The sequence below is a fragment of the Rhizobium sp. L43 genome, assembly GCF_002531725.1.
Classification (GTDB): domain Bacteria; phylum Pseudomonadota; class Alphaproteobacteria; order Rhizobiales; family Rhizobiaceae; genus Rhizobium.
This window is the reverse complement of record NZ_NWSQ01000037.1, coordinates 1-21,529: the sequence shown is the minus strand read 5'-3', so window position 1 is coordinate 21,529 and position 21,529 is coordinate 1. Positions and strand designations below refer to the sequence as shown.

At 58.8% G+C, this 21,529-nt stretch carries 20 protein-coding genes and 2 pseudogenes; 7 read left to right on the top strand and 15 right to left on the bottom strand.

The annotated features are described in order from the left end of the window. Window positions 1–33: 33 nt before the first annotated feature. Window positions 34–810, bottom strand: a complete 777-nt coding sequence (locus CO667_RS31065; RefSeq protein WP_179874257.1) for a hypothetical protein — start codon at window positions 808–810, stop codon at window positions 34–36. A 52-nt stretch (window positions 811–862) separates the two neighbouring features. On the opposite strand from CO667_RS31065, the pseudogene CO667_RS31060 reads away from it, so the two are divergent. Further along, window positions 863–1,229 (top strand): annotated as a pseudogene (locus tag CO667_RS31060) (TetR/AcrR family transcriptional regulator); the annotation flags it as partial. A gap of 135 nt (window positions 1,230–1,364) precedes the next feature. On the opposite strand, the gene CO667_RS31055 reads toward CO667_RS31060, so the two are convergent. Continuing rightward, entirely contained in the window at window positions 1,365–1,943 is a 579-nt protein-coding gene (locus CO667_RS31055) for a hypothetical protein (protein ID WP_097621996.1), read from the bottom strand. Window positions 1,944–2,012: 69 nt separating this feature from the next. On the opposite strand from CO667_RS31055, the pseudogene CO667_RS31050 reads away from it, so the two are divergent. Next, a pseudogene (locus CO667_RS31050) lies at window positions 2,013–2,126 on the top strand (dihydrofolate reductase family protein); the annotation flags it as partial. A 162-nt stretch (window positions 2,127–2,288) separates the two neighbouring features. Beyond that, window positions 2,289–5,072 (top strand): EAL domain-containing protein, encoded by a 2,784-nt coding sequence (locus CO667_RS31045; protein ID WP_097621995.1) that lies wholly within the window; start codon window positions 2,289–2,291, stop codon window positions 5,070–5,072. 365 nt (window positions 5,073–5,437) lie between these two features. On the opposite strand, the gene CO667_RS31040 is transcribed toward CO667_RS31045, so the two are convergent. From CO667_RS31040 to CO667_RS30985, 12 genes are all read right to left on the bottom strand, one after another. Beyond that, a complete protein-coding gene (locus CO667_RS31040) occupies window positions 5,438–6,097 on the bottom strand; it encodes a hypothetical protein (protein ID WP_097621994.1) in 660 nt (219 codons plus the stop codon). Between the two features lie 247 nt (window positions 6,098–6,344). After that, window positions 6,345–6,683, bottom strand: a complete 339-nt coding sequence (locus CO667_RS31035) for a hypothetical protein (protein ID WP_097621993.1) — start codon at window positions 6,681–6,683, stop codon at window positions 6,345–6,347. A gap of 7 nt (window positions 6,684–6,690) precedes the next feature. After that, the gene (locus CO667_RS31030; protein ID WP_097621992.1) at window positions 6,691–7,251 is read right to left on the bottom strand and encodes a hypothetical protein; all 561 of its coding nucleotides are present in this window, start codon (window positions 7,249–7,251) and stop codon (window positions 6,691–6,693) included. A gap of 4 nt (window positions 7,252–7,255) precedes the next feature. After that, on the bottom strand, window positions 7,256–9,622 hold the full coding sequence (locus CO667_RS31025) for a SpoIIE family protein phosphatase (protein WP_097621991.1): 2,367 nt from the start codon (window positions 9,620–9,622) through the stop codon (window positions 7,256–7,258). After that, window positions 9,622–10,794 carry a class I SAM-dependent methyltransferase gene (locus CO667_RS31020; protein ID WP_097621990.1) on the bottom strand — a complete coding sequence of 391 codons (1,173 nt, stop codon included), beginning with the start codon at window positions 10,792–10,794 and terminating at the stop codon, window positions 9,622–9,624. The genes CO667_RS31025 and CO667_RS31020 overlap by 1 nt, the downstream gene beginning before the upstream one ends. After that, window positions 10,791–11,264 carry a hypothetical protein gene (locus tag CO667_RS31015; RefSeq protein WP_097621989.1) on the bottom strand — a complete coding sequence of 158 codons (474 nt, stop codon included), beginning with the start codon at window positions 11,262–11,264 and terminating at the stop codon, window positions 10,791–10,793. Before CO667_RS31015 ends, CO667_RS31020 begins: the two co-directional genes overlap by 4 nt. A gap of 81 nt (window positions 11,265–11,345) precedes the next feature. After that, window positions 11,346–12,998, bottom strand: coding sequence for an EAL domain-containing protein (locus CO667_RS31010; protein ID WP_097621988.1), 1,653 nt, complete (start codon window positions 12,996–12,998; stop codon window positions 11,346–11,348). Between the two features lie 358 nt (window positions 12,999–13,356). After that, window positions 13,357–14,208 carry a sugar phosphate isomerase/epimerase gene (locus CO667_RS31005; RefSeq protein ID WP_179874256.1) on the bottom strand — a complete coding sequence of 284 codons (852 nt, stop codon included), beginning with the start codon at window positions 14,206–14,208 and terminating at the stop codon, window positions 13,357–13,359. Beyond that, a complete protein-coding gene (locus CO667_RS31000) occupies window positions 14,205–15,410 on the bottom strand; it encodes an FAD-dependent oxidoreductase (RefSeq protein WP_097621987.1) in 1,206 nt (401 codons plus the stop codon). The genes CO667_RS31005 and CO667_RS31000 overlap by 4 nt, the downstream gene beginning before the upstream one ends. A gap of 73 nt (window positions 15,411–15,483) precedes the next feature. Beyond that, window positions 15,484–15,795 carry a MocE family 2Fe-2S type ferredoxin gene (locus CO667_RS30995; RefSeq protein WP_097621986.1) on the bottom strand — a complete coding sequence of 104 codons (312 nt, stop codon included), beginning with the start codon at window positions 15,793–15,795 and terminating at the stop codon, window positions 15,484–15,486. After that, the gene (locus CO667_RS30990; RefSeq protein ID WP_097621985.1) at window positions 15,792–16,826 is read right to left on the bottom strand and encodes a sterol desaturase family protein; all 1,035 of its coding nucleotides are present in this window, start codon (window positions 16,824–16,826) and stop codon (window positions 15,792–15,794) included. The genes CO667_RS30995 and CO667_RS30990 overlap by 4 nt, the downstream gene beginning before the upstream one ends. Before the next feature lie 152 nt (window positions 16,827–16,978). Further along, the gene (locus tag CO667_RS30985) at window positions 16,979–17,980 is read right to left on the bottom strand and encodes a LacI family DNA-binding transcriptional regulator (protein WP_097621984.1); all 1,002 of its coding nucleotides are present in this window, start codon (window positions 17,978–17,980) and stop codon (window positions 16,979–16,981) included. Between the two features lie 268 nt (window positions 17,981–18,248). Here CO667_RS30985 and CO667_RS30980 point away from each other — a divergent pair, with 268 nt between their 5' ends. The 3 genes from CO667_RS30980 (at window position 18,249) to CO667_RS30970 (ending at window position 20,082) form a co-directional block, all read left to right on the top strand. Further along, window positions 18,249–18,941 carry a type 1 glutamine amidotransferase domain-containing protein gene (locus CO667_RS30980; RefSeq protein ID WP_097621983.1) on the top strand — a complete coding sequence of 231 codons (693 nt, stop codon included), beginning with the start codon at window positions 18,249–18,251 and terminating at the stop codon, window positions 18,939–18,941. 140 nt (window positions 18,942–19,081) lie between these two features. Further along, entirely contained in the window at window positions 19,082–19,495 is a 414-nt protein-coding gene (locus tag CO667_RS30975) for a GFA family protein (protein ID WP_097621982.1), read from the top strand. A gap of 143 nt (window positions 19,496–19,638) precedes the next feature. Continuing rightward, window positions 19,639–20,082, top strand: coding sequence for an SRPBCC family protein (locus CO667_RS30970; RefSeq protein ID WP_097621981.1), 444 nt, complete (start codon window positions 19,639–19,641; stop codon window positions 20,080–20,082). A 166-nt stretch (window positions 20,083–20,248) separates the two neighbouring features. Here CO667_RS30970 and CO667_RS30965 read toward each other — a convergent pair whose 3' ends face one another. Further along, complete coding sequence (locus tag CO667_RS30965) at window positions 20,249–20,461, bottom strand: hypothetical protein (RefSeq protein WP_245433374.1); 213 nt, start codon at window positions 20,459–20,461, stop codon at window positions 20,249–20,251. Between the two features lie 522 nt (window positions 20,462–20,983). Between CO667_RS30965 and CO667_RS30960 the strand changes: the two genes are divergently transcribed. Beyond that, on the top strand, window positions 20,984–21,529 hold a 546-nt coding region (locus tag CO667_RS30960; RefSeq protein WP_210421755.1), incomplete at its 3' end, for a VCBS domain-containing protein.

Genomic DNA, 21,529 nt, shown 5'->3' with positions numbered 1-21,529 from the left:
ATTTCGGTATGGCTAATTAGGCGCTCGCAGGTTCTAGTTCGTGGTTACCGGCGTCCGATCGTAATCCAGATCAATGAAATCGGATTGAGCTCCACTTTTCCAGTGGAGGCGGATTTCAAAGGATTTTGCGCCATCGACCCAGAAGCGAAAACCCGCCATTCTGTAATATTGAAGCGGGAGTCCCGGGGAAACCGGACCGAAAATAGCTGCTAGGCTCACTCTTCCAAAGGAGATTCGGCATCCGATCGCTTGGTCGGTTGGCAGATTATAAAATGGAGCGAATTCCATATTTACTCCCGGCTTGTCGATGTACTCTGGTGGTATTGTAAGATACAGACCCCAAGGACGAGCAATCTCTTCTTGGGTGAAGATCTCTCTGATCAATTCCTGCGGTACGCGACACCCTAACGGCACGCCTCGGAACGTAGCCACGTTCGAAAACGTGTGAGCACACAACCTTTGCATCATGAAACGCTCGAGGTCATTGCCGTTAATTTCTACAGTCCCATTTTCGAGACGGTTTGCCGCTTCGACCGCATTGAAAAGGTTGGTGCCTGCCGTATCAAAAGCGCTGAGGCCAGAGTTGTGGTTCTTGCATAGAATTTTCGCTGTTTCGGCCAGTGGTGTTGGGTTGACCAAGGGGTTGCCAGCGTAGTCGCGAAGCGGTTTAGGCCCAGGAAATGTCATCTTGCGAGACATAAGATGCTCTTTTGTCATTTTCTCGCAGCAGCCGCCGAGAAAATGCAAATAGCATTTTGGATTTGCGAATGTTCCTGGTTGCTCTGTCAATAAATGTTTTGTTGAAGTCATGTAGCAAAGAGTTGTACGGGGGATATGAAGCTGTCAATAGCACATGTTACCGCAGCTGCCGACGGCGCAGGAGGTTGCCGCGCATATCCTCCATGGGCGCTATCGATCTCAACGCACCTCATGCCGATCACAGGGGATGTCTCGTCATTAATGGCGTACTGGCCGGATCGGATGAGGCAGAACCCGTGCGCCAGACCCTGACAGAGGCGCGCACGGTGTGCGAAGCGCAGCTTCGTCACCGTTTCGAACGGGCGAAAGCCGAGGGCGACCTGCCGGAGACGGCGAAGCCCGAGGTGCTTGCGGTATTCCTGATGGCCGTGCTCCACGGCATGGCGGTGCAGGCCAAAGCCGGCTTCAGCCGCGAAACGCTCGAGGCCGTCGCCGGGCAGGCGCTGCCGACGTGGCCCGCAGCGCGATGAAGGCGATCCTTCAAGTCGGGTGGATCTGAGGGCCTTCCTGGAAACTCCCAAAAACCAATTCTGGGAGCGCCCATCATCGCTTAGAAGCCTTAGAGACCGGGCTTTCTGAGATGATAGAGGGGACACAATGTCCCCCTAGTTGCCCCAGCCGATTTGGAACCGATCAAATCGAACCTCGCTCAGCGGCTGGTTGGAGGGGCCTAACCTTACTGAACGAAGAACGAGATGAAGCTCGGGGGAATAGTATTGTTCGAAAATAATCGGAGGCAATTCCGTCAGTTTCAGACGGCTGTTAATGGCCCAAACTTTGTAGGAACAGGATGCAATCGTTTCCTCTCCCCAGCCGTAATCGGATTTTTTGCCATTGATGAAAAGCGTGGTGTCGGATTGCCAGTTCTTCTTCTCTGGTAGATCGTCCAACGCAATCGCATTCGCGTATTTCAGCTCATGCGTACCGCTGGCACTCACTCTCTTTTCGACGAGCAAGGGGTGCAGATAGACAGCCGATACCGGCTGCAGTGAACCGTCGCGCTCCATCAGCCGTTGTTCGGTGAGACCTGGGCCGTCCGGCTTGTAGAAGACGGAATAGAAAGGCGCTTCTCTGGTCAGCAGCACGCCCTGTTTGGTCTCATTGGCGGTTAAGCAATTTCCAAAGGCTGGTACTGCCAACGTTATTCCAACCAGTAGCGACAAACTTCTTAGCAAGATCGACATCCCAGATTCCCCTCATCCAAGTCCGGTACCATGGTGCTTGGGTGAAATTGGGGAGATCGAGGCCGTTTCCCGGAGCTTGCCCACAGCCTGACCGAACTTGGTCTGATCGACGAGTATCGGATCTACCTGCACCCGGTCGTGGTGGGGCAGGGCAAGCCCTATTTCGCCGGACCTCGCCCGCCGCGCCAGTCGAAGATCCATTCACCATATCAAGACACCCACCATAAACCCTAATCTCACAACCCGCTGAATTGGCGCGATATCCCCGCCAGCCGCCCGCTCCCACTTCAACCTTCCTTAAGCGCCCGCTGATTAGCGTGACCCCGCAAATCGAGGGCCACTTCCATGTTCACCGTTCTGACATGCGTTACCGAGCAGCATAATCTCACGCTGGTCGGTCTCGCGGGTTTGATCTGCTTTCTCGCCAGCCATTGCGCCATGGTTCTGCTCGATCGGGCGATGTCATCCGATGGCGCTGCCCGGTGGGTGTGGATCGGGACGGCGGGGGCGGCTGGCGGGTTTGGGATCTGGGCGACGCATTTCGTTGCCATGCTGGCTTATGACCCCGGTGTCGTCGTCGGTTATCATGTTGGCCTGACGCTGGTTTCGCTGCTGGTCGCGATCGTCGCGACGACAGGCGCGATCGCGGCCAAGATCGCCTATAGCAGATGGGTGGCGAATATTCTGGCGGGCGTGCTCTTCGGCGCCGGCATCGGGTCGATGCATTTTTCCGGAATGCTCGCCATCGAATTCCCGGGAGATATCTCGTGGGATGGTGGGTTCGTCACGGCCTCGGTCGCTCTCGGCATCGCCTTTTCGGTCGCGGCCTTCCGGTTTGCGGGCAGGGGCGAGCGTTCGCTTCTCGGCAGGCTCGCGCCGACGCTTCTGTTGACATCAGGTGTGGTCGCCCTGCATTTCACCGCGATGGCCGGTGTCACCGTCACGCCCGGCATTGTGGCGCTCGATCCCGCGACGCTGCTTTCGCCCGCGGTCATGGTGGTGACGATCGCCGCCGTTACCTTTTCACTGCTGGCAGCGGGTTTTGCGGCGGCCATTTTCGCCGTGCGCTCGGAGGCCAAGACCGCCAAGGCGGAGCGCAATTTCAAGCTGCTCGTGCAGGGCGTCACCGACTACGCCATCTGTATGCTCGATCCCGACGGCAAGGTTAGCAACTGGAATGCCGGCGCCGAGCGCGCCAAGGGCTATCGCGCCGAGGAGATCGTCGGCAAGGATTTCTCGCTGTTCTATTCGGCGGAAGACCGCCGGAATGGCCTGCCGCAGCGGGCGCTTGAGACCGCCCGCACCGAGGGCAAATTCGAGGCGCAGGGCTGGCGCTATCGCAAGGACGGCTCCTCCTTCTGGGCCGATGTCGTGATCGACGCGATCCATGACGAAGCCGGCGCGCTGGTCGGCTTTGCCAAGATCACCAAGGACAACAGCAAGCAGAAGGCCGATGCCGACCGGATCGAGGAGGTGACCCGCAATCTCGACGTGGCGCTCCAGAATATGGGGCAGGGCATCTGCATGTTCGACGGAGACGAGCGCCTGGTGCTCTGCAACAAGCGTTATCTCGATATCTTCCGCTTCCCCGAGGGTTCGGTGCGGCCGAGCATGCCCTACCGGCAGATTGTCGAAATCGGCTATGCCGCCAACACCGAGGATGCGGCGGAAGCGGCTGCCCAAGCCGAGGCGCATTACATCAGGAACATGGCGCTGATCCGGGCCGGCGCCGGCAGCGCGGTGCACACATATGCGAGCGGTAAGTCGATCCAGCAGAATGTCAACATGCTGGCCAATGGCGGCTGGGTCGTCACCTTCGAAGACATCACCAGCCGGCTGAAATCCGAGGAGCAGGTCGCCTTCCTCGCCATGCACGATGCGCTGACGGGCCTGCCGAACCGGCTGCAGTTCGGCGAGCGGGTGTCCGAGGAACTGATGGTTGCGGACCGGGTGAGCGGCCATGTCGCCGTCATCGGCATCGATCTCGACAAGTTCAAGGAGGTCAACGACCAGCACGGGCACGCCACCGGCGACATCGTTCTCGTCGAGCTGACGCGGCGTCTGGGCGAAGCGCGGCAGGAGGGCGAGTTCATCGCCCGCTTCGGCGGCGACGAGTTCGCCGCGACCAAGCGCTTCGACGATTTGAGCGCGTTGCACGATTTCATCGGCCGCCTGGAAAGCGCGCTCGGCGGCACGGTCTTAGTCGACGGCTTCGAGATCAAGACCGGCGCCAGCCTCGGCGTTGCGATCTATCCGAACGATGCCGAGAGCGTCGATGGGCTTCTCGCCAATGCCGACCTGGCCATGTACCGCGCCAAGCACACCCTGCTGCAGAGGGTCTGCTTCTATGAGGCTGATATGGACGAGACCGCGCGCCACCGCCGCGCGCTCGCCAATGATCTCTGGGCCTCAATCGATCGCAACGAGCTTCATCTGCACTATCAGGTGCAGAAATCGGTGCGGACGGGAGAAATCACCGGCTACGAGGTGCTGCTGCGCTGGCGCCATCCCGAGCGCGGCAATATCCCGCCCATGGATTTCATCGGCCTGGCCGAGGAATGCGGCGCGATCCTGCCGATCGGCGAATGGGTGCTGCGCGAAGCCTGCCGGGAGGCGGCGAGCTGGAGCAACGGCCACAAGATCGCCGTCAACCTGTCGCCGGTCCAGCTCGGCCATGCCGACATGGCGGCCGTGATATCAGGCATCCTCGCCGAAACCGGCCTCGACCCGCGCCGCCTGGAAATCGAGATCACCGAAAGTTCTATTATCATCGACAAGGACAAGGCGCTGCGCACCATGCGGGAGATGAAGGCGCTCGGCGTCTCGATCGCCATCGACGATTTCGGCACCGGCTATTCCTCGCTGGAGACGCTGCGCTCCTTCCCCTTCGACAAGATCAAGCTCGACAAGAGCTTCATGGCCGAGGTCGAAAGCAACGCCCAATCCAAGGCGATCGTCCGGGCCATTCTGGCGCTCGGCCGCAGCCTGGAGGTGCCGGTGCTGGCGGAAGGCGTGGAAACCCAGGCGCAGCTCGACACGCTTTTAGAAGAGCAGTGTGACGAGGCACAAGGTTATCTGCTCGGAAAGCCGCAGGCGATGCGCGCGCCTGTGGTCGAAAAGGCGGCTTGAACCAAAAGCTGCCCCTCACCCTAACCCTTGCCGGGGACGAGCCATCGGTCTCGTCCCGTCTTTCGGACCCCCGTAAAAAACGGGGAGAGGGGACGTGCCAAACGCAATGTTGAGGATGAGGGAAGGCGGTGCGGCATACCACCTTCGCCCCGCGAGCGGGGGTCCGAAGGACGGGTCGAGACCCGTGGCTCGACCCCGGTCGGTGGCGGCAGCCGGATGGGGCTGCTGCCCACATCTACAGCAGCTTTGATCCCAAAATTGCGCAAAAAAAGAGCATTTCCGTTACTCAAACAAACGGAAATGCTCTCGTAATTTAGTGCGGAGCCATTCTGGGGCGCTTCGCACCGCCTGCACCTCACGCGCGGCTATTCGTCTGACGTTGCCGGGGGACGTTGTTCCAGCGAGGTGCGGATTTGATCGATCTTTCCATTCGCGTCGCCCACGCCAAGGATGGTCTTGGCTTGGTCAAGAACGGCCGGGCTGACCTGACCGGTTTTCGTTGCGGACGCCAATGCCTCCTCCAGCGCCGCGTCCCCCAACAGAGGGTCATCGGCTGCGGGCTCGGTTCCATTGTCGATTTCGTATTGGGCATAAGCCACGGCATAGGCCGCGATGGCGGTCATGCGTGGGTCCGACGTATGCATCAACGCCTTGTAATTCCGCTTCAGAGAGTTCAGGCCCGCAAGTTGCGCCGACAGGTTCTTCTCTTTCGTGGTCTCGTCAGCCTTGGATTTTTTGCCTGCGTCAGTGGATTTGCCTTTCACGCCCGACGATTTGGTGCTGCCATGCGTTGCTCCGTTGCGATGGCTTGAGCCACTGCCCTGGTTGCTGCTGCCGTGGCTGCCGCTGTTTCCATTGCCGCCGCCATTGCCACCACCATTGCCGCCGCCGTTGCCACCACCATTTCCGCCGCCGTTGCCGCCGTCCTTTGCGAGCGCTGATATGTCGAAGCCTGCAATGGTTGCCGGGCTTGCTGCAAGGGCCAGCGAGAGTGCGGCCAAGGACGCCAAAGTTGCTATCCGCATCATTTTCCTCCGGATCGGCTCATCAAGCGCGGTGTGAGTGCATCGCGTCTGGAGTGTCAGAGGTTAGACCTTGATTGCATCTTGCACATCGGCCCGAGGTCCGGATGTCGATCCGACTATGGTCCTAAACAAATGGAAGTACTTAACAAATCCATATCATCACCCGGGCCGGCGTCAGGCGATATCCGCACGGGTCAGCGGAGGCCGATGCCCCTCACGCAAGCGTCCCGGTTGGACCGAAGGAGAATCACGCCAGGCGCAAATCGAGAAGCGGGTGTAGCTTCTTGAGGTTCGGCAGCGACTTGGCTTGCCAGGGATATAGATTGGTGCCTTTGATGACGAGCAGCAGGTCGCCCATCTTTCTGGCTTCGATCGTCAATTTGGCCAGGAGATTTATGCCCGAGGAATTGAGAAACTCGAGACCGGTCAGGTTGAACGTCACCTGTTCGTGCCCCTCATGAAGCAGGCCTGAAATCAATGAATAAATGGGTGCATAGGCGTCCGGTCCTGCCAGCCGGAATACGCCGTCGAAATATACCTGGTTTCTTTCCGCCCATACGCGGAAGTTTTCGTCGCTGATTTCCATTCTTCGCTCACGGATTGGAGGAGGGCGGCATCGCCACGGCTGCAGTCGTCGTCAGTATGATGCGCTGGTCATTGTTCTCTTCGAACGCCCAAGCCATTTTTGCCTCGTAGTCGCTCAGAAGCGTGAGCAATCCCAAGCCCGAACCGCTCGTTGTCGATATGGCATTGGTTTCGATTTGCTCAAGAAGAAGTTCCCCCGGGTCTTTCGATTGGAGGCGATGCAGCAGTTGCTGGAAGCGGGACGATGTCACGCCATCGATCGTGTTCTTCACCCTTATCAGAAAAGCTCCGTCGAATATGCCGGCTTCAATGAGGATCTCGCCAGGCTGTCGAAACTTGACGGCATTTTCAATCAATTCGTTGCTGAGATATTCGATGTCATGATGCGCCTGCATGTAGTCTTTCTTTGAACGTGAATACGGCAGAGCCATGACTTCCGCTATGAAGTCCGCCGTCATTCCCGAGTGCTTCCATCCCAGCTGAAGCGGTCCGTCGCTTAAGGTGAGGCGAGTGCCCGAGCCTAAGCTTATATCAGCCAGAGATTCCATGCCGTATACCGTTGGCGTCATTGTCTCACCTATGCCGCACGGCGAGAAGGGTGATGTCGTCGTAAATCTTCTGCGATCCGACAAAGCGCATCAATGCCGCTACAATTCCGGAAACGACTTTCTCGGCATCCTGACCCTTCAAGCGAAGTGCTTCGCGGCAGAGACGTTCGATGCCGAAGAGTTCTCCCGCGTCGTTTGCGGCTTCTGTTACGCCGTCGGTGTGCAAGAGTATGAGGTCTCCCGTCTCGAACGCGATTTCACGGGTTTTGATGAAAGCGGAAATATCGGCTTCCAGCCCGATCGGAATGCCCAGATCCATGGTGTCTATTCGCTCGACCTCGCCGTTCGCCCGCACGACGACAACTTCCTCGTGTTGTCCCGACAGGATCATCTCTTTTCCGTCGTAGTCAAGAAACGCCAGAGTGAGGTGCTTATCGATTTTCGTCCTGACGATGTTCTTAAACAGGGCGCTGTTCAGATTGGTGAGAAATTTCACCGCATCGGTATTTCCGGCTTCCTGCAGGGCGCGGGCGACGGACTGAACCATCAGCATCAACACGCCGCTTTCCAGCCCGTGTCCGGTGACGTCGCCGATGCCGATCTTCAACCGGCTTCCGCTCTTCAAAACGTCGTAATAATCGCCGCCGACTTCTTCCGCCGGTCTCATATAGGCGGCGATCTCGAGCGCCTGAAAGTCCTCAAGCTCCTGATGCAGCGGAAGAACCATCAACTGGATTCTCTCGGCGACGGCCAGCTCTGTTCCGAGACGCCTATTTTCTCGCTGAAGTTGTGAATTCAGCATCGAAATCTCTTCCTTTGCATCTGCGATCTGAGCGGTTCGCTCCTCGACGAGCTGTTCGAGATTTTCCGTGTGATAGCTGATCTCTTGGGCCATCCGATTGAATGCTTCGCCAGCCGCGCCGACTTCATCCTTGCTTGTTATGGCCACCCTGACCGAATAATCCTTCGCCTGAATACGTTTGGCGGCACCTGCGAGTGCACTGATGCCGCCGGTTATTCGTTTCGAGGCGGCAAATACCGCGATGGTCACGATCAGCAATGACATCAAAATCGCTAGGATTTGGTAGAGCACGATCCGGTTCGTCGCCTCGGAAATCTTGGCCTGGGCCGCATAGAGCGAGGCCTCGATTTCTCGCTCGGGCACAACCACCCCCAGCAACATCGCCTCTTGCCGAACCGGGCCACTGACCCAGAGATTGGTCGCCGGCAGTTTCTTGACGATAACGATATAGGGGACCTCGTTGCCGTCCTGCTGCAACAGCAGGTGCTGAATGCCCTGTTCTCGGTCAAGAGCCAGTTTGGCGATGGCAGGCTGGGAGCTTCCCTTCAGCGAGCGCTGCAGGCCGGTCAAGGCGCCGGCGCCGGCTCCGCCCGCATCGCTCGCAGAACGCAGACCGAGGGTTTTTTCTCCTGTGCCGTTGATCGCCACGACGTTTCCGTCGGACATTGCCAGAAATCCAAAGCCGGACTGGGCCACTTTCACATTCTCAACAATCTGTGCGAGCTGGTCGAGTGTGATATCGGCGCCGGCCGTCCCGGCAACGTCCTTCCTGTCGGCTGTCCACAATGGATGGAAGAAACTGACGATCAGCTTGCCGGTAATAGCATCGGTATAGGGCGCTGTCTGGGTTATATCGTCGGCGACCGGACGCGTTTTCATATCCTTGGCCCAGCCCTGCCAGGACTCATAAAGTCCGGGAAAAAAGAAGTCCCAGAAATCGGCCTCGTTGTGACCGGGATAAAGCCGGTCGAAGGTCTGAGCCTGGTCGGTATAGGGCGCGGTCCTGAAGATCGGTCGTGCTTTCGAGCCGATATAATACATCTGCAGCTTTGAAGCACCGTGCTGCATCAGGCTCGGCGCAATAAGATCCAGAACAGCGCTCGCCTGGATATCGCTCTCCACATCGGCCCTCGGTCTATGATCTTGTCCGAGCAAGTACCCCCAGACGCTCACAACAGAGACAGAACCCGGAGCGTTCTGGGACCACTTCCCCTTCTGATCGTAGGACAGGCTGACGCTGCCCGGAGAAGTGCGAGCGATTGCCGCGCCGACGTCCGAATTCCGCTCGGGATCGTCGATCTGCGCCTGGAGCACACCTGCCAGGGTACCGACGTCGCTATGAACCTGCCGCAGCAGCAGGCTCACCTGGGCTGCGGTCGAATCGGCATAAGTGCCGATGTATTCCTGGCTCGCAGCCTCAAGACCCTGGCCGACCTCGAGCGTCGCGTCACGCGATAGCCTCTGAACGTTCCAAAGCGCCAGTCCACCGCTGACCAGCAGGTCAAAGAGGACGGCTCCGCCGACGACCAGGATGAACTTTGCCCGAAACGAGGCCAATCCTGCCGGTCTCTTCGATAATTGCGCGTCCATTACAGCGGCTTTCTTCCGGATGCAGCCCAGATCGGCCAGCCTGCGTAACCCTTGGGGTGAAGAGCGGCAAAGATGTGATCCTTGAATCCCTGCCGGAACCTGCGAATGAAATCCACGGAGTCGCCCCGTCGGACGGCCATCTCACCGGCGTAGACATTTTCCCAAGCTTCGATGATGTCTGCGAAGTCCTGGGGATCCCCATCAAGGTTGGTCACCATGAAGCAGTCGACCTTGATGTCATCGAACCCCGCATCGGCAAGGAGATGGCGGCTTTTCGGCCCCATTTCGACATCCATGTGGAAATGCCTGAACAGTTTGGCGACCTCCTCGTAAGTCCATTTTATTGTTTCAGCATGTGGCTCGCCCAGGCAATGCGAATTTTTCTCGTTGGTGATGTAGACGCGGCCGCCTGGTTTGCAGATTCGGTAAAGCTCCCGCAGCAGCATCTCGGGACGGTCGAAAATCTGCAGCGAATGTCGGCAGGTGACAAAGTCAAATTGGTTGTCTCGAAGCAGCATTTGCGAGGCGTCACCATAGGTGTACTCGATTCCCTGCAGATCGAAATCGGCAGCGACCTTGCGGGCATAATCGAGGCTGCGCACGGAATGATCCAGCGCGACAAGGCGTGCCGGTTTGAACTCCCGCTGAACCAGGGCGGCAAAATCACCAATTCCGCAGCAGATATCGGCGATGACAAGGCCGTTGCGCAGGCCATGGCGAGGCAGCAGTTCGCGTTCGTGCCTCCATGTCATTTTCGTCTGGGTGCGCAGAATGGGAATGAAACTCTCATCCTCGACGAAGGTCTGGCCCGGATAAAATGCCGAGTCGTAGACTTCGACCGACAAGTTTGGTTGGGAGGCGACCAAGGTCTCGAACAACGAGGTCGACCATGCCACCACGCTCGACGTAATGATGACGATCCTCCGTTCCGGCCTGGCCCGGCAGCTTGCCGTCAGGACATCGGACAGGGCGGCGAAGGCCGTCATGTTGATGTGTGTCAGACGTTTCACATTGAGGTAAACGACCCCGCTGTATTTTTCCAAACTTTGCCGCACGAGCTTCAGGACATCGGCAATCTCACCGGCGCTTTCGGGCCGCATCTTGCCAGCCAGCAAAAGTTCCTGATTTGTCGGATCGAAATGCGCGGTGAAGGGCAGGGGAAGCAGGTTCATTGGAAGTCCTCCCTGGAGGGGAAATCCGCGATGATTTGCATCCCGTGCACGTCGTCTTCTTCAATGCGGATAGCGGCGCGGAATATTGTCGCCAAATCTCGGAGCAAGACTGTTTCTTCGGACTTCGTGACCAGCTCTGCGGACCCGGCGACAGGCTGGCGGTCAAATGCGTCCTCGCGAGGAAACGCAATTCTCAGCCGATTGAATGTCGCGCTGCGATAGAGACCGAACCTGATCCTTCCAGGCGCTCTGGTCGAACGGAAAGCAAGTTCAACGAGCTCGTTTGCTGCGACGGAAAGGAAATTGGAATATCGAGCCGGATCGCTGTGGCTTTGGCCCAGGATTTCCGAGAGATATTCGGTAATCCCGTCGCAAAGCTGCCATCGGGATTTGAACATCGCAAGGTTCATTTCCAGCGATACCATCGGCACGAATGCGTGGTCGTCGAAGCCAGATGCTTCCTCTTCCAAATCCACCCTCCATCAGTTTTGCCCGGGGCGTCAGGCTAATGCTTGCGATAGCTAAAGGCACGGCAAAAAATCGGTTGTTCGTTATGGCAGAGCGTGCTGCACAGATGTTTCTGCCCGGGCGATGAACTCGTCGATTGCCTCGACCGGTAGCGGCCTGCTCACCAAATAGCCTTGGAGCCTGTCGCAGCCCACGCTGCGCAGCCATTCCGCTTGAGCCGGCGTTTCAACACCTTCGGCTGTCACCTGCATGTCGAGACCATGTGCCAGGTCCACAATACAGCGGACGATTGTCTGACTTTTCGGATCGCTTTCGAGATCGGTGATAAAGTATTTGTCGATTTTGATCGTGTCGAAAGGGAATGTCTTCAGATAGCTCAGCGAAGAATATTCGGTCCCGAAATCATCCAGCGAGATTCGTAACCCCAGCACGTTGAGCGTATTCAAGGTATCGATGTTATTGACGGTCCGCTCAAGCAGCACGCTTTCGGTTATCTCGAGTTCCAGACGATCGGGCGGCAACCCGACCAGGTCGAGCGTCTGGGATATCCGATCGGTGAGGCCGCTCGTCAAGAATTCAGCCGCCGACACATTGACGGCGACGAGGTAGTTCGGCGGCCACTTCATTGCCTCGCGGCATGCCTGCTCCAAAACCCATGCACCTATTTCCGGCATCAGTCCATCGGCCTCAGCCATCGGAATGAATGTCACGGGGGGAATATTTCCAAGGAGAGGGTGGTGCCACCTCAGCAATGCTTCGAAGCCGACAATGCAGCCGCCCTCGGCGATGGGTTGGTATTCGACGGAGAATTCCTGTTGGACCAAGGCCATGCGAAGGCTGCGGCGCAGCAGTTCGCGTTGCTCCAGCAATTCAAGCATTGAGGGATCAAACGCGCTTGCCCGGCCGCGTCCCTCTTTCTTCGCGGCGTAGAGGGCGAGATCGGAGGCTTTCATCAGCTGCTCCGGACTTGTTCCATCCGGTGGAGCGGTCGAGATGCCAATGCTGGTACCAACAAATACCGTGATGCCATCTATGGTGAAGGGCTTTTTGAATGCGGCAACCAAAGCTTCTGCCAGGTGGTGTGCTTTGGCCGGATGCCCCGAGCCCATCGATATGACGGTGAACTCGTCACCCGCCAGTCGATAGGCTCTGTCATCAGCGGTGAGGCAGCCTTGAATACGCTTTGCTGCGAATTGAAGAAGCTTGTCTCCGGCCGGATGCCCGAGCGTGTCGTTCACGGGCTTGAAATCGTCAAGGTCGAGCTGCATCAGGGACAGGGTCTCGTTCGAGGCTGCGGTCTCCTGTAACAACTCGGTGAGGTCGTCGCTGAACTGGCGTCGGTTCGGCAGTCCAGTCAGTGGATCGTGGGTGGCGAGATGCAAAAGGGTTGCCCGCTCCTCGTCGATAGGTTCCTCGGACCGAACCACGGCAAACAGATCTCCGATCCTGTAAATCGTCAGTCCGCGCCACCCAGACCTGCTGGGATCGCCAAATATCCGCAAAGGCTGGGTACCATCGCCCATGGAAGCGAAAGCGAGGGTAATTTCCGATTTGTCTAATTCTGTAAAATGCTCCCAAAACGACGCTGCTGGTTTGACGGAAGCAGGCAGCTCATTGCCCAGCAAATTCTCGACGGGATTGAAATCGCGGTCAAAGAACAAAAGCCGATCGATCGAGCTCAAAACTTTTGCCTCCATTTTTCCGCGGGCCGGGCGGGCCGCACGAATTTTCCGCATGTCCAAGGCTCTCCTCGGCCGAATGTCCTAATCAGTTATTGTAGCAGTTCGACTCCCACACAACTTGTGCACGTTAAGATTTACATTAGGCATTTCTGATTAACAATCCCCAACCGCAGCATTGAGATACACTTATGTCACGGATAAAAAGAAGCAATCGATCGCCCTCACGCCAATCTCCGAAGGACAGGACCACGGGAGGCCGTCATGCGACAGGTCGTTCCTTTCTACTGATTTGTAGAAAATGTTTCGTCCGCGGCTGTTGCAGACGGCGGAGTTTTCGCGGCCATAGGCGGCAATCTCATGCGCGGATCGGTCGACCATGGTTTTCGCGAATCTTGGGATGCCGGACCCCGATTTAAGGCGTAACAGGCTTGAGGCCAGTCGCTACCCACAGTTCAAGGATCATCTGCCGAAGCGCCAAGGCCTCCGCCCACCGGTCCGTCTGGTCGTTGCCGTCTCTGCCGGTGATCGCATAGGGTTTGGGACCCAGCTCGCAGGTGAAGATCAGCGCGGCGTCATCGGCGGCGCGTGCTCGCCAATGGCGAAAACCATACTCCCACCATTCGAGGAAGAGATTGACCCAGGGCCGGTGGTGCGGAAAGGAGATCTCGATCTGCACCTGCTCACGTGAGGCGACCCGTCCGTGGAACGCATGGGCGTTCTGCAGAATGCGGCGGATCAGTGCGTGGTTCTCTTCATCGACGGGAAAGGCTAATTCGCGGCCGACCAGGAAGTGCGACAGGTCGGCCAACAGCGGCAGTTCGGGACGCCGGTCCAAGAGATCCAGCGTGAAGAACAGGTCCGTCGTCATCCTGTCGCGATGAGTTTCGATGAACACCGGAATGCCGGCATCTCCAGCGAGGCGCATCCAGCCGTCGAGGAGCGGCAGGCAAGCCTCGACGCGGCGCGGGCGGATATCAGGCTGCAGGTTGATGTGGCTGACCGGAAATTCCGCGGCAAGTTCCAGGGGCAGTCGCAGGTCGTCGACAGAGCGGGGGAAGCAGACTGCCTCGATCTTCAAGCCGGTGCCCCGGATGGCGTCGTTCAGACGAACGACATCCCGGCGGTTCGTATAGTGCGCACTGATGCCGTCGAACCCGGCCTCGGAGATCATGGCGATGTTCTCCTCGAGACTGCGCTCGAACCCGTCGGTGTGCCGGCGCTCCATGGCCCAGAGCGACTGGAAGATCAGCAGCTTCTGCATCATGCGGCCCGCGCGCTCTTCAGAAGCGTTTTGAGGCCTATGCCGGGGTCGGCCAGTTCCGCGGGGCCGGGGCTGATAGCTGCGGCAATCAGCATCTCGGCGAGCTTGATATCCCTGGCGAGGCTATTGCCGATGCCAAGGCCCGCCGCCGCCACCAGACGCCCATCATCCAGATAGAATTCAAGCTCGCCGTCGGCGATCGAACGCAGAACGATCCGATGCGCGGGCTGCGGCAGCCCCGCCACCTGGAGGCCGAGATCATACTGGTCGGACCAGAACCAGGGGAGGGCGGCAAAATTCTCGGTGGCACCGAGCATGTTCCGCGCTGCGGTCTCGGCCTGCGTCCGGGCGTTCCGCCAGCTTTCAAAACGAATATGTCCGCCGCCGGGTTGGGCTACCGCCGCGCAATCGCCTGCGGCGAAAACATTCGGTGCGCTGGTGCGAAGACAGGTGTCTGTCAGAATTCCGTTGCCCGTGGCCAATCCGGCCGCTTCCGCGAGAACTGTTTCAGGCAGGACGCCGATCGCACCGACGACAAGATCGGCGGCCACCAGGCTGCCATCGGTCAGGGTGACGCCGTCATCGCCGATTGCCGCAACGCCCAGATCGAGATGGAAGCGCACGCCTTCGGCAGCATGTCTGGCATGGAGCTGTTCGGCGAAACGGGCAGGGACGGCGCGGCCCAAAGGTTTCGGCGCGGCTTCGATCACGCTGACCGCAACGTCCTTTCCGCGAAGGACCGATGCGAGTTCCATCCCGATCAGACCCGCGCCGATGATCGCCACGCTCCGGCCCGGCGCAATGTTGGAGAAGATCGCTTCGGCGTCGGCGTGGGTACGGAAGTCGAGCGCGCGCTCTGCCCCGGGGCATGTGAGCCGTCTCGGCCGTGCGCCGGTGGCGAGAAGCAGCTTTTCGTAACGCAACGCCCGCCCATCGCTCAAGGTCACCATTGCCGCGCCGGTATCCAGTCTTAAGGCCGACACCCCTTTGAGATAGGCGATGCCGGCCGCATCCAGCGCTTCTGCCGCGCAGATCAGCTTCATCTGCACCGCATCGTTGACGGTCTTAGACAAAGGAGGCCGTTCATAAGGCAAGTGAGGCTCGGTTCCGACCAGTGTGACGGGCCTGGAATAACCCGCCTCGCGCAGGGCAAAGGCCGCCCGGGTGCCGGATTCGCCCGCGCCGATGATGACGATACCGTTCATGTTTTCTCCATAAAAACGCCGGGTCACCCGGCTTCATGCCGGATGCCCATCGCGGCCATCCGATACGTGCGGCCTAACTGAGGGCGACGCGAACCTCGCCATCGACCACTTCGGCCTTATAGGTTTTCAGGTTCTCGCAGGCGGGAAGCCTCAGGGCCTCGCCGGTGCGATAGTCGAAGGCGCCTGAATGTTTTGGACATTCCACTTCGAAATCCATGACCAGGCCTTCCGCGAGATGGATCGCCTCGTGGGTGCAGAGCCCGGCCGTGCAGTAAACACTGTCGTCGGGGCCGCGGTAGATCGCGTAGGTGCGCCCGCCGTGGTCGAAGCGGATGGCCCCTTCCTGTTCGATATCGTCGAGTTTGCCAGCTGAAACCCAGGTCATTCGGCCGCCCCTCCGACTTCCAGGCGAGCCTTGCGAGCCGCAAGCCTTTCCTTCCGTCTGCGGTAGCGCTCCTGCATCTGTGCTTCGCCTTCGGGGGAGCCGTCGTGCCAGGTGCCGAACCATTTATCGAGCGGGATCAGGGCGTCGCCGTAGTTCACCTCGAAGTATTTGTGGTGGAGGTAATGTGCATAGGCGTGGCTATCGACCAGCCCCTGCTCGCCGAGCTCGACCTTGTCGAAGCCGACATGGCCGGGAATGGCTCCGAAACCCGCATAGTGGAGCTGGTAGAGCATGATGATCGGGTTGGAGGGCAGGAACAGGTGGTAGAAGGCCGTTCCGAAATAGAGCAGATGCTCGACAGGATGCATCGACAGCGATGACCAGGGCGAGGGGTTCACCGAATTATGGTGGACCGAGTGCACCCACTTATAGAGGAGAGGTGTGTGGATGAGCCGGTGAATGCAGAAAAAGTGGAACTCGTGAATGATCGGCACTACGAGCGCGACGAGCGCCAGCGTCCACGGGTTTTCCGCGAAGCTCAGCCACGGCGCGTAGCCATTGGCATAGGCCCAGAGCATCCCGACCTCGATGGCGGTCCAGATCACCACGCCGGACAGGAAGGTGCGCAGGATGTTGTCGAGGTTCTGGCTTTCGAACCAGAACGCCTTGCTCTTCTGCTCGGCCGGGAATTTGCCATTGTATTTGAAGCGGTTTTCCTGGCGCTTCAACACGTAGAGATGCAGTTCGAAGGCGCCGTAGAACAGGAAGACCGAGACGGCGTTGACGGCATAGAGCCACGCGACCCAGCCCAGGCTCAGCGATTTCATCGTATCGACCGGCGGAATGACCCAGGTCCAGTAGGCGAGCGCAGACAGGGCAAAAATCAGGTTCCAGGGAAGGAAGTAGTGCGGCAGCCATTTCAGGATCGCCGTCAGCCGCGGCGGAAAGGCAAAAAGCGGCGCGGTCTCGGCCGGCTGGTCCGGCGCCCAGTCGCCGCGCTTGTTGCGCTTGCCGAATTTCAGATCATCCATTCCATTTCCTCCGGGCGTCGCATATTCTCCGCGCCCCACACATATCTCTGGTGGGGTGATCCGGTGTCGCTTGTCTCGCGCCGGGTCTCCTCCCTGACGCAAAAGTATCAGGGGGGCTTGCGAACGCCGAAGCCTTCTTTGATCTGATTAGATCAAAGCCCTTCCTTGGTGATGGTGATGAAGTGAATAGGAGCCCGGTCCGGCTCGATATCGGTCAAACCGATGCGGCGCAGGATGAGGTCGAGTGCGCGGCGCGCCTGTGCTTCCGGCGCCTGATCCAGCACCACGTCCATGATGCCATCCAGCAAGGCTGCACGCGTGTATTCGGTCAACTCGTGCCCGACGAAGAACACGTCGCGGCCGCGCGGATGCCGGCGAAGCACCTTGATCAGGGCGGAGTTGGCGCCGCCGGCATTGTAGAGACCGGCAAGGCCGGGATACATCTCCAGGGCCGACCACAGGAGATCGGCGCTGGAGCGCTCCTCATCGCCGCCGAATCCCAGCCATTCGAAGCTGGAGGCGCCGGAATGTTCATGAAAATAGGCTGAAAAACCGCGGATCCGATCGCGATGCACCTGATAAATGGGGTGGCAGATTGCAACGACAGGCCCGGTCCGGGCAGCCATTCGGCTGATGTAGAGCGCGGCCGTCCGGCCGGCGGCATTGTTGTCGATACCGATAAATTCGCCGACGCGCTCGGACGCGCGTGTCACGACGTGCACGACCGGCAGACCTTGCGCATTTACCTTTTCCACTGCGGCACTGATCACCGGGCTGCTCGGCACCGCAAGGATCAAGCCGGCACGCGAAAGGTCGGTCGACAGGATGCGCCGCGCGATCGCCTCCGGATTCAGTTCGTCGGTGAAGCTGCGGTGCACGACGACCAGGGGGTCGAGGGTAGCGGCTATTCTTTCGAAAGCATGTGAAAGGCGACGGTAGAAGCTCGTCTCCGGGCGAACCATCAGCACTTCTATCCTGAGCAGGCCGCGATGGGTTTCGGGAAGCTTGCGCGGGTAATCCAGGCGACGTGCGGCGGATATGACCTTCTCGACCAGTTCGGGGCGAACGCCCCCACGCCCGTTCAGCACCCGCTCGACCGTGGCTGTTCCCACGCCGGCATGGCGGGCGATGTCCCGGTAATTCGGCTTGCTCACTTTCCAGGTCCCTCGAATGGCCTTACGCGACGTCGTTTCCTCTTCATACACCTTAGCCTCAAATCTCACAGAGGCTAAGGTGCGCGCGACGTCGGTTCTTGGTGAGGTTGCCTAACGCAATTCCCGCAAACACCATGCGAGAGAGCTTGTTTCGCGGCGCAGCCGCTCTATGTCCCCTCCGGTTTCAGCATGAGATTGCAGGCAGTATTTCACCGTAAATCCGGGTGCCGACGGTTTGTCCGCCGGCCGGCTTTGAAGGAGCTGAGCAATGAAAATTCTCATGGTTCTCACATCGCATGATCAGTTGGGAAACACCGGCAAGAAGACGGGTTTCTGGCTCGAGGAGCTTGCCGCTCCTTACTTCGTTTTCCGTGATGCCGGGGTCGACATCACGCTGGCTTCGCCGAAGGGCGGTCAGCCCCCGCTCGATCCGAAGAGCAATGAGCCGGCCTTCCAGACGGAAGCGACGCGACGGTTTGAACAAGACACGGCCGCAACGGCTAGGCTCGCCAACACCGTGAAGCTGTCCGAAATCAACCAGACGGACTATGACAGCGTATTCTTTCCCGGAGGGCACGGCCCGCTCTGGGACCTGACGAACGACCGTTATGCGCTGTCGCTCATCGAGGACATGCTTTCGGCGGGAAAACCCGTGGCGCTCGTCTGCCACGCCCCCGGTATCCTGACGAATGTGAAGGCGCCGGATGGAACGCCCATCGCCAAGGGCCGGGCTGTCACGGGGTTCACCGATTCCGAAGAAGAAGCCATGCACCTTGTCGACGTCGTTCCCTATCTGCTCGAGGACGTGCTGAAAGAGCAGGGCGCAAAGTTTTCGAAGACGGCGGATTGGGGCGTGCATGTCGTTCAGGATGGTCTGCTGATCACCGGCCAGAATCCGGCTTCGTCGAAAGAGGGCGCCAGAACGCTCCTTGAGGCGTTGAAAAAACAAGATGCGGCTTAGGCGGCGACCGCTCGGCGAATCATAGACAATCGTTCATTCGGCTCGTCGGCCGGGCCGCAGGGACGTCTCCACGACGGCCTGCGGCATGACGGCCTCGGCAGCCAATCGTAAGACGCGCGAACTGATGAAAGGCGCCTGACATGACCGGGAAATATACGGGGCAGTGCGCCTGCGGCGCGGTGAAATTTGCATTCGGTACCGACCCCAATTTTGTCGCCAACTGCCATTGCCTGGATTGCAAGAAGGCGTCGGGCGGCGAGGCGGCGACATTCTTCGCCATACCGCAGGATGATTTCACCTTGATCGCCGGCCGCCCGAAAGCGTTTCATTACATTGCCGCTTCCGGCAAGGGGCTCGACCGCAATTTCTGCCCGGATTGCGGCGCCAGATTGTTCAGCAGCAACCTGGAAAGTTTTCCCGGCCTTGTCTTCGTGACGCTCGGCAGCCTTGACCGGCCCGAGCTGATCGAGCCGGGGGTCGAAATGTTTACCCGGCGCCGGCTGAAATGGGCAAGACCGCTCGATCTCCCGCAATTCGACGGCATGCCCGGCTGAGCCGCTCGACTGCATGGCCAATTGAGCACGACGCGCGCGCGCCCTGAGCAATTTTGTTGAAGAAAACTTCGATCCGGTGTCGGATCGGCCAAATCACACCCGTCCTAGCTTCGTCCATTCCGTTCATTCAAAGGATTACGATCATGCCGAACACCATACGCCTGCACCGTGTTTTCGCGACCAGCCCGGACAAGGTCTATCGCGCCTTCATCGAGGCCGACGCGCTTGCCAAATGGCTTCCGCCGAACGGCTTCCTCTGCACCGTGCATCATCTGGAGCCGGCCGTCGGCGGCACCTTCAAAATGTCGTTCCGCAACTTCACGACGGGTAACAGCCACGCCTTCGGCGGCGAATTTCTCGAGCTCGTCCCTGGCGAACGCGTTCGCTACACCGACAAGTTCGACGACCCCAACCTGCCGGGTGAAATGGAAGTCACCGTGACGCTGAAAAAGGTTTCAGTCGGCACCGAGGTGGACATCACCCAGGCCGGCGTGCCCGACGTCATCCCGCCCGAAGCCTGCTACCTCGGCTGGCAGGAGTCGCTGCGCAATCTTGCCCGGGTCATCGAGCCGGATATCAACGATTAAGTTTCGTCAGGTTGAAGCATAGCCGCTCGCAGCCGCTTGCTGCGTCTGCGCATGGCTCGGCCCTCTGCCTCCGCCCGTCATTCCGCGAATATCCTCGGAATTCTGGGCGGAGAGTTGAGCGTTCCAGAGGTGGCTGGGGTGCGACCCGACGGCATCGATCGATTTGCTAAGCACAATCCGCGCTCTGATCGATCGTCTCGCGTGCGGGAAGCAGCGACGTTAACCAGAGGGAATACGCCAGGGACATGCCCGTCGACCACACGATCATCGGCAGTGTCATCATCTCAAAGATCAGCTTGGCCATTCCCTGCGGATCGAGCTGCCAGGAGAACAGCGCGGGCGGGGTGTCCAGTCTTTCCTTTCGCATGTCTTCGAGCACGGACGCGGTGGCTGCTTGTTCGGCTGGTGACGCGTTCTAAGCTGGAATGATGGCGGTTGTACCATTATTTTCGGCTTCGTCGGACATTTGGAGCTCCTTCTTTTGGCTTCGTTGTAGAAAGCCGATCCGGGACAACATCCCGATGAAATGATCGGCGTGGAGCAGCCGGTGCTGACCTAATCGGGGAAAAGCGGAAAGGCTCTAAAGTTTGGGCCTGCGCTTCGCAAGCGGCTTGCGCGCCGCCATCCCACCCCCACTGCTCGTCAGGATCGAGGTCTGCGACTTCGGCGTCTCTCGCGGCGAATTCCTGGATAAATTTACCATCGCAAGAAAATCGTCTTTCATTTCACAGTATATGTGTTAACACTTTATTAGGGATGGGGAGTATTCCGGTCATAATTTAAGAAAAATTGGCATTGTTGCCGATAATACCGGCGCGGCTGCGTGTTCATGCGTGTCGTTCTGGTTTGATAGTCTTGAATCATCCCCGGGTTACTTGTTTTGTGTTATGGGGGTATTTTGATGGGTACGCAAAGCACCGGCGGTGGCAGCACGACTTCTTTCTCCAATACGCCGCAGGCGAAGGATGACTCTTACATCTGGACAGAAGACCAACTGCTCAGTCTCCAGCTTTACAATGCGGCTACCAAAACCATAACCCTTGACGTGATGTCGAACGATCTTGGCGGGAATGCCAAATCCCTCTTTTCGGTCGACGACGGAGATGGCAATCCAATTACCGCCGACTATGAGCTTCTTGCGAAAGACGTCGGAACGAATGGGACATCTGCCTGGGAGAAGACCCTGCTCGGCAATTGGGTCAGGATCAATAATGCAAAGATCGAATACCGTCTTAGTGATGGAAGCGGCATCGCGGGCTCGGGCGCGGATATCAACACGCTGTCTGCCGGTGAAATCCTCAAAGATAGTTTTGTCTACGCGATACGGCTCGGCAATGGCACACTAAGCGAGGCAAATGTCTCGATCTCGCTCACCGGCGCCAACGATGCGGCTTCGATCGTCGTCGATGCGACGGTCACCGACGATCGGGCGACGGTCGAGGCGGGT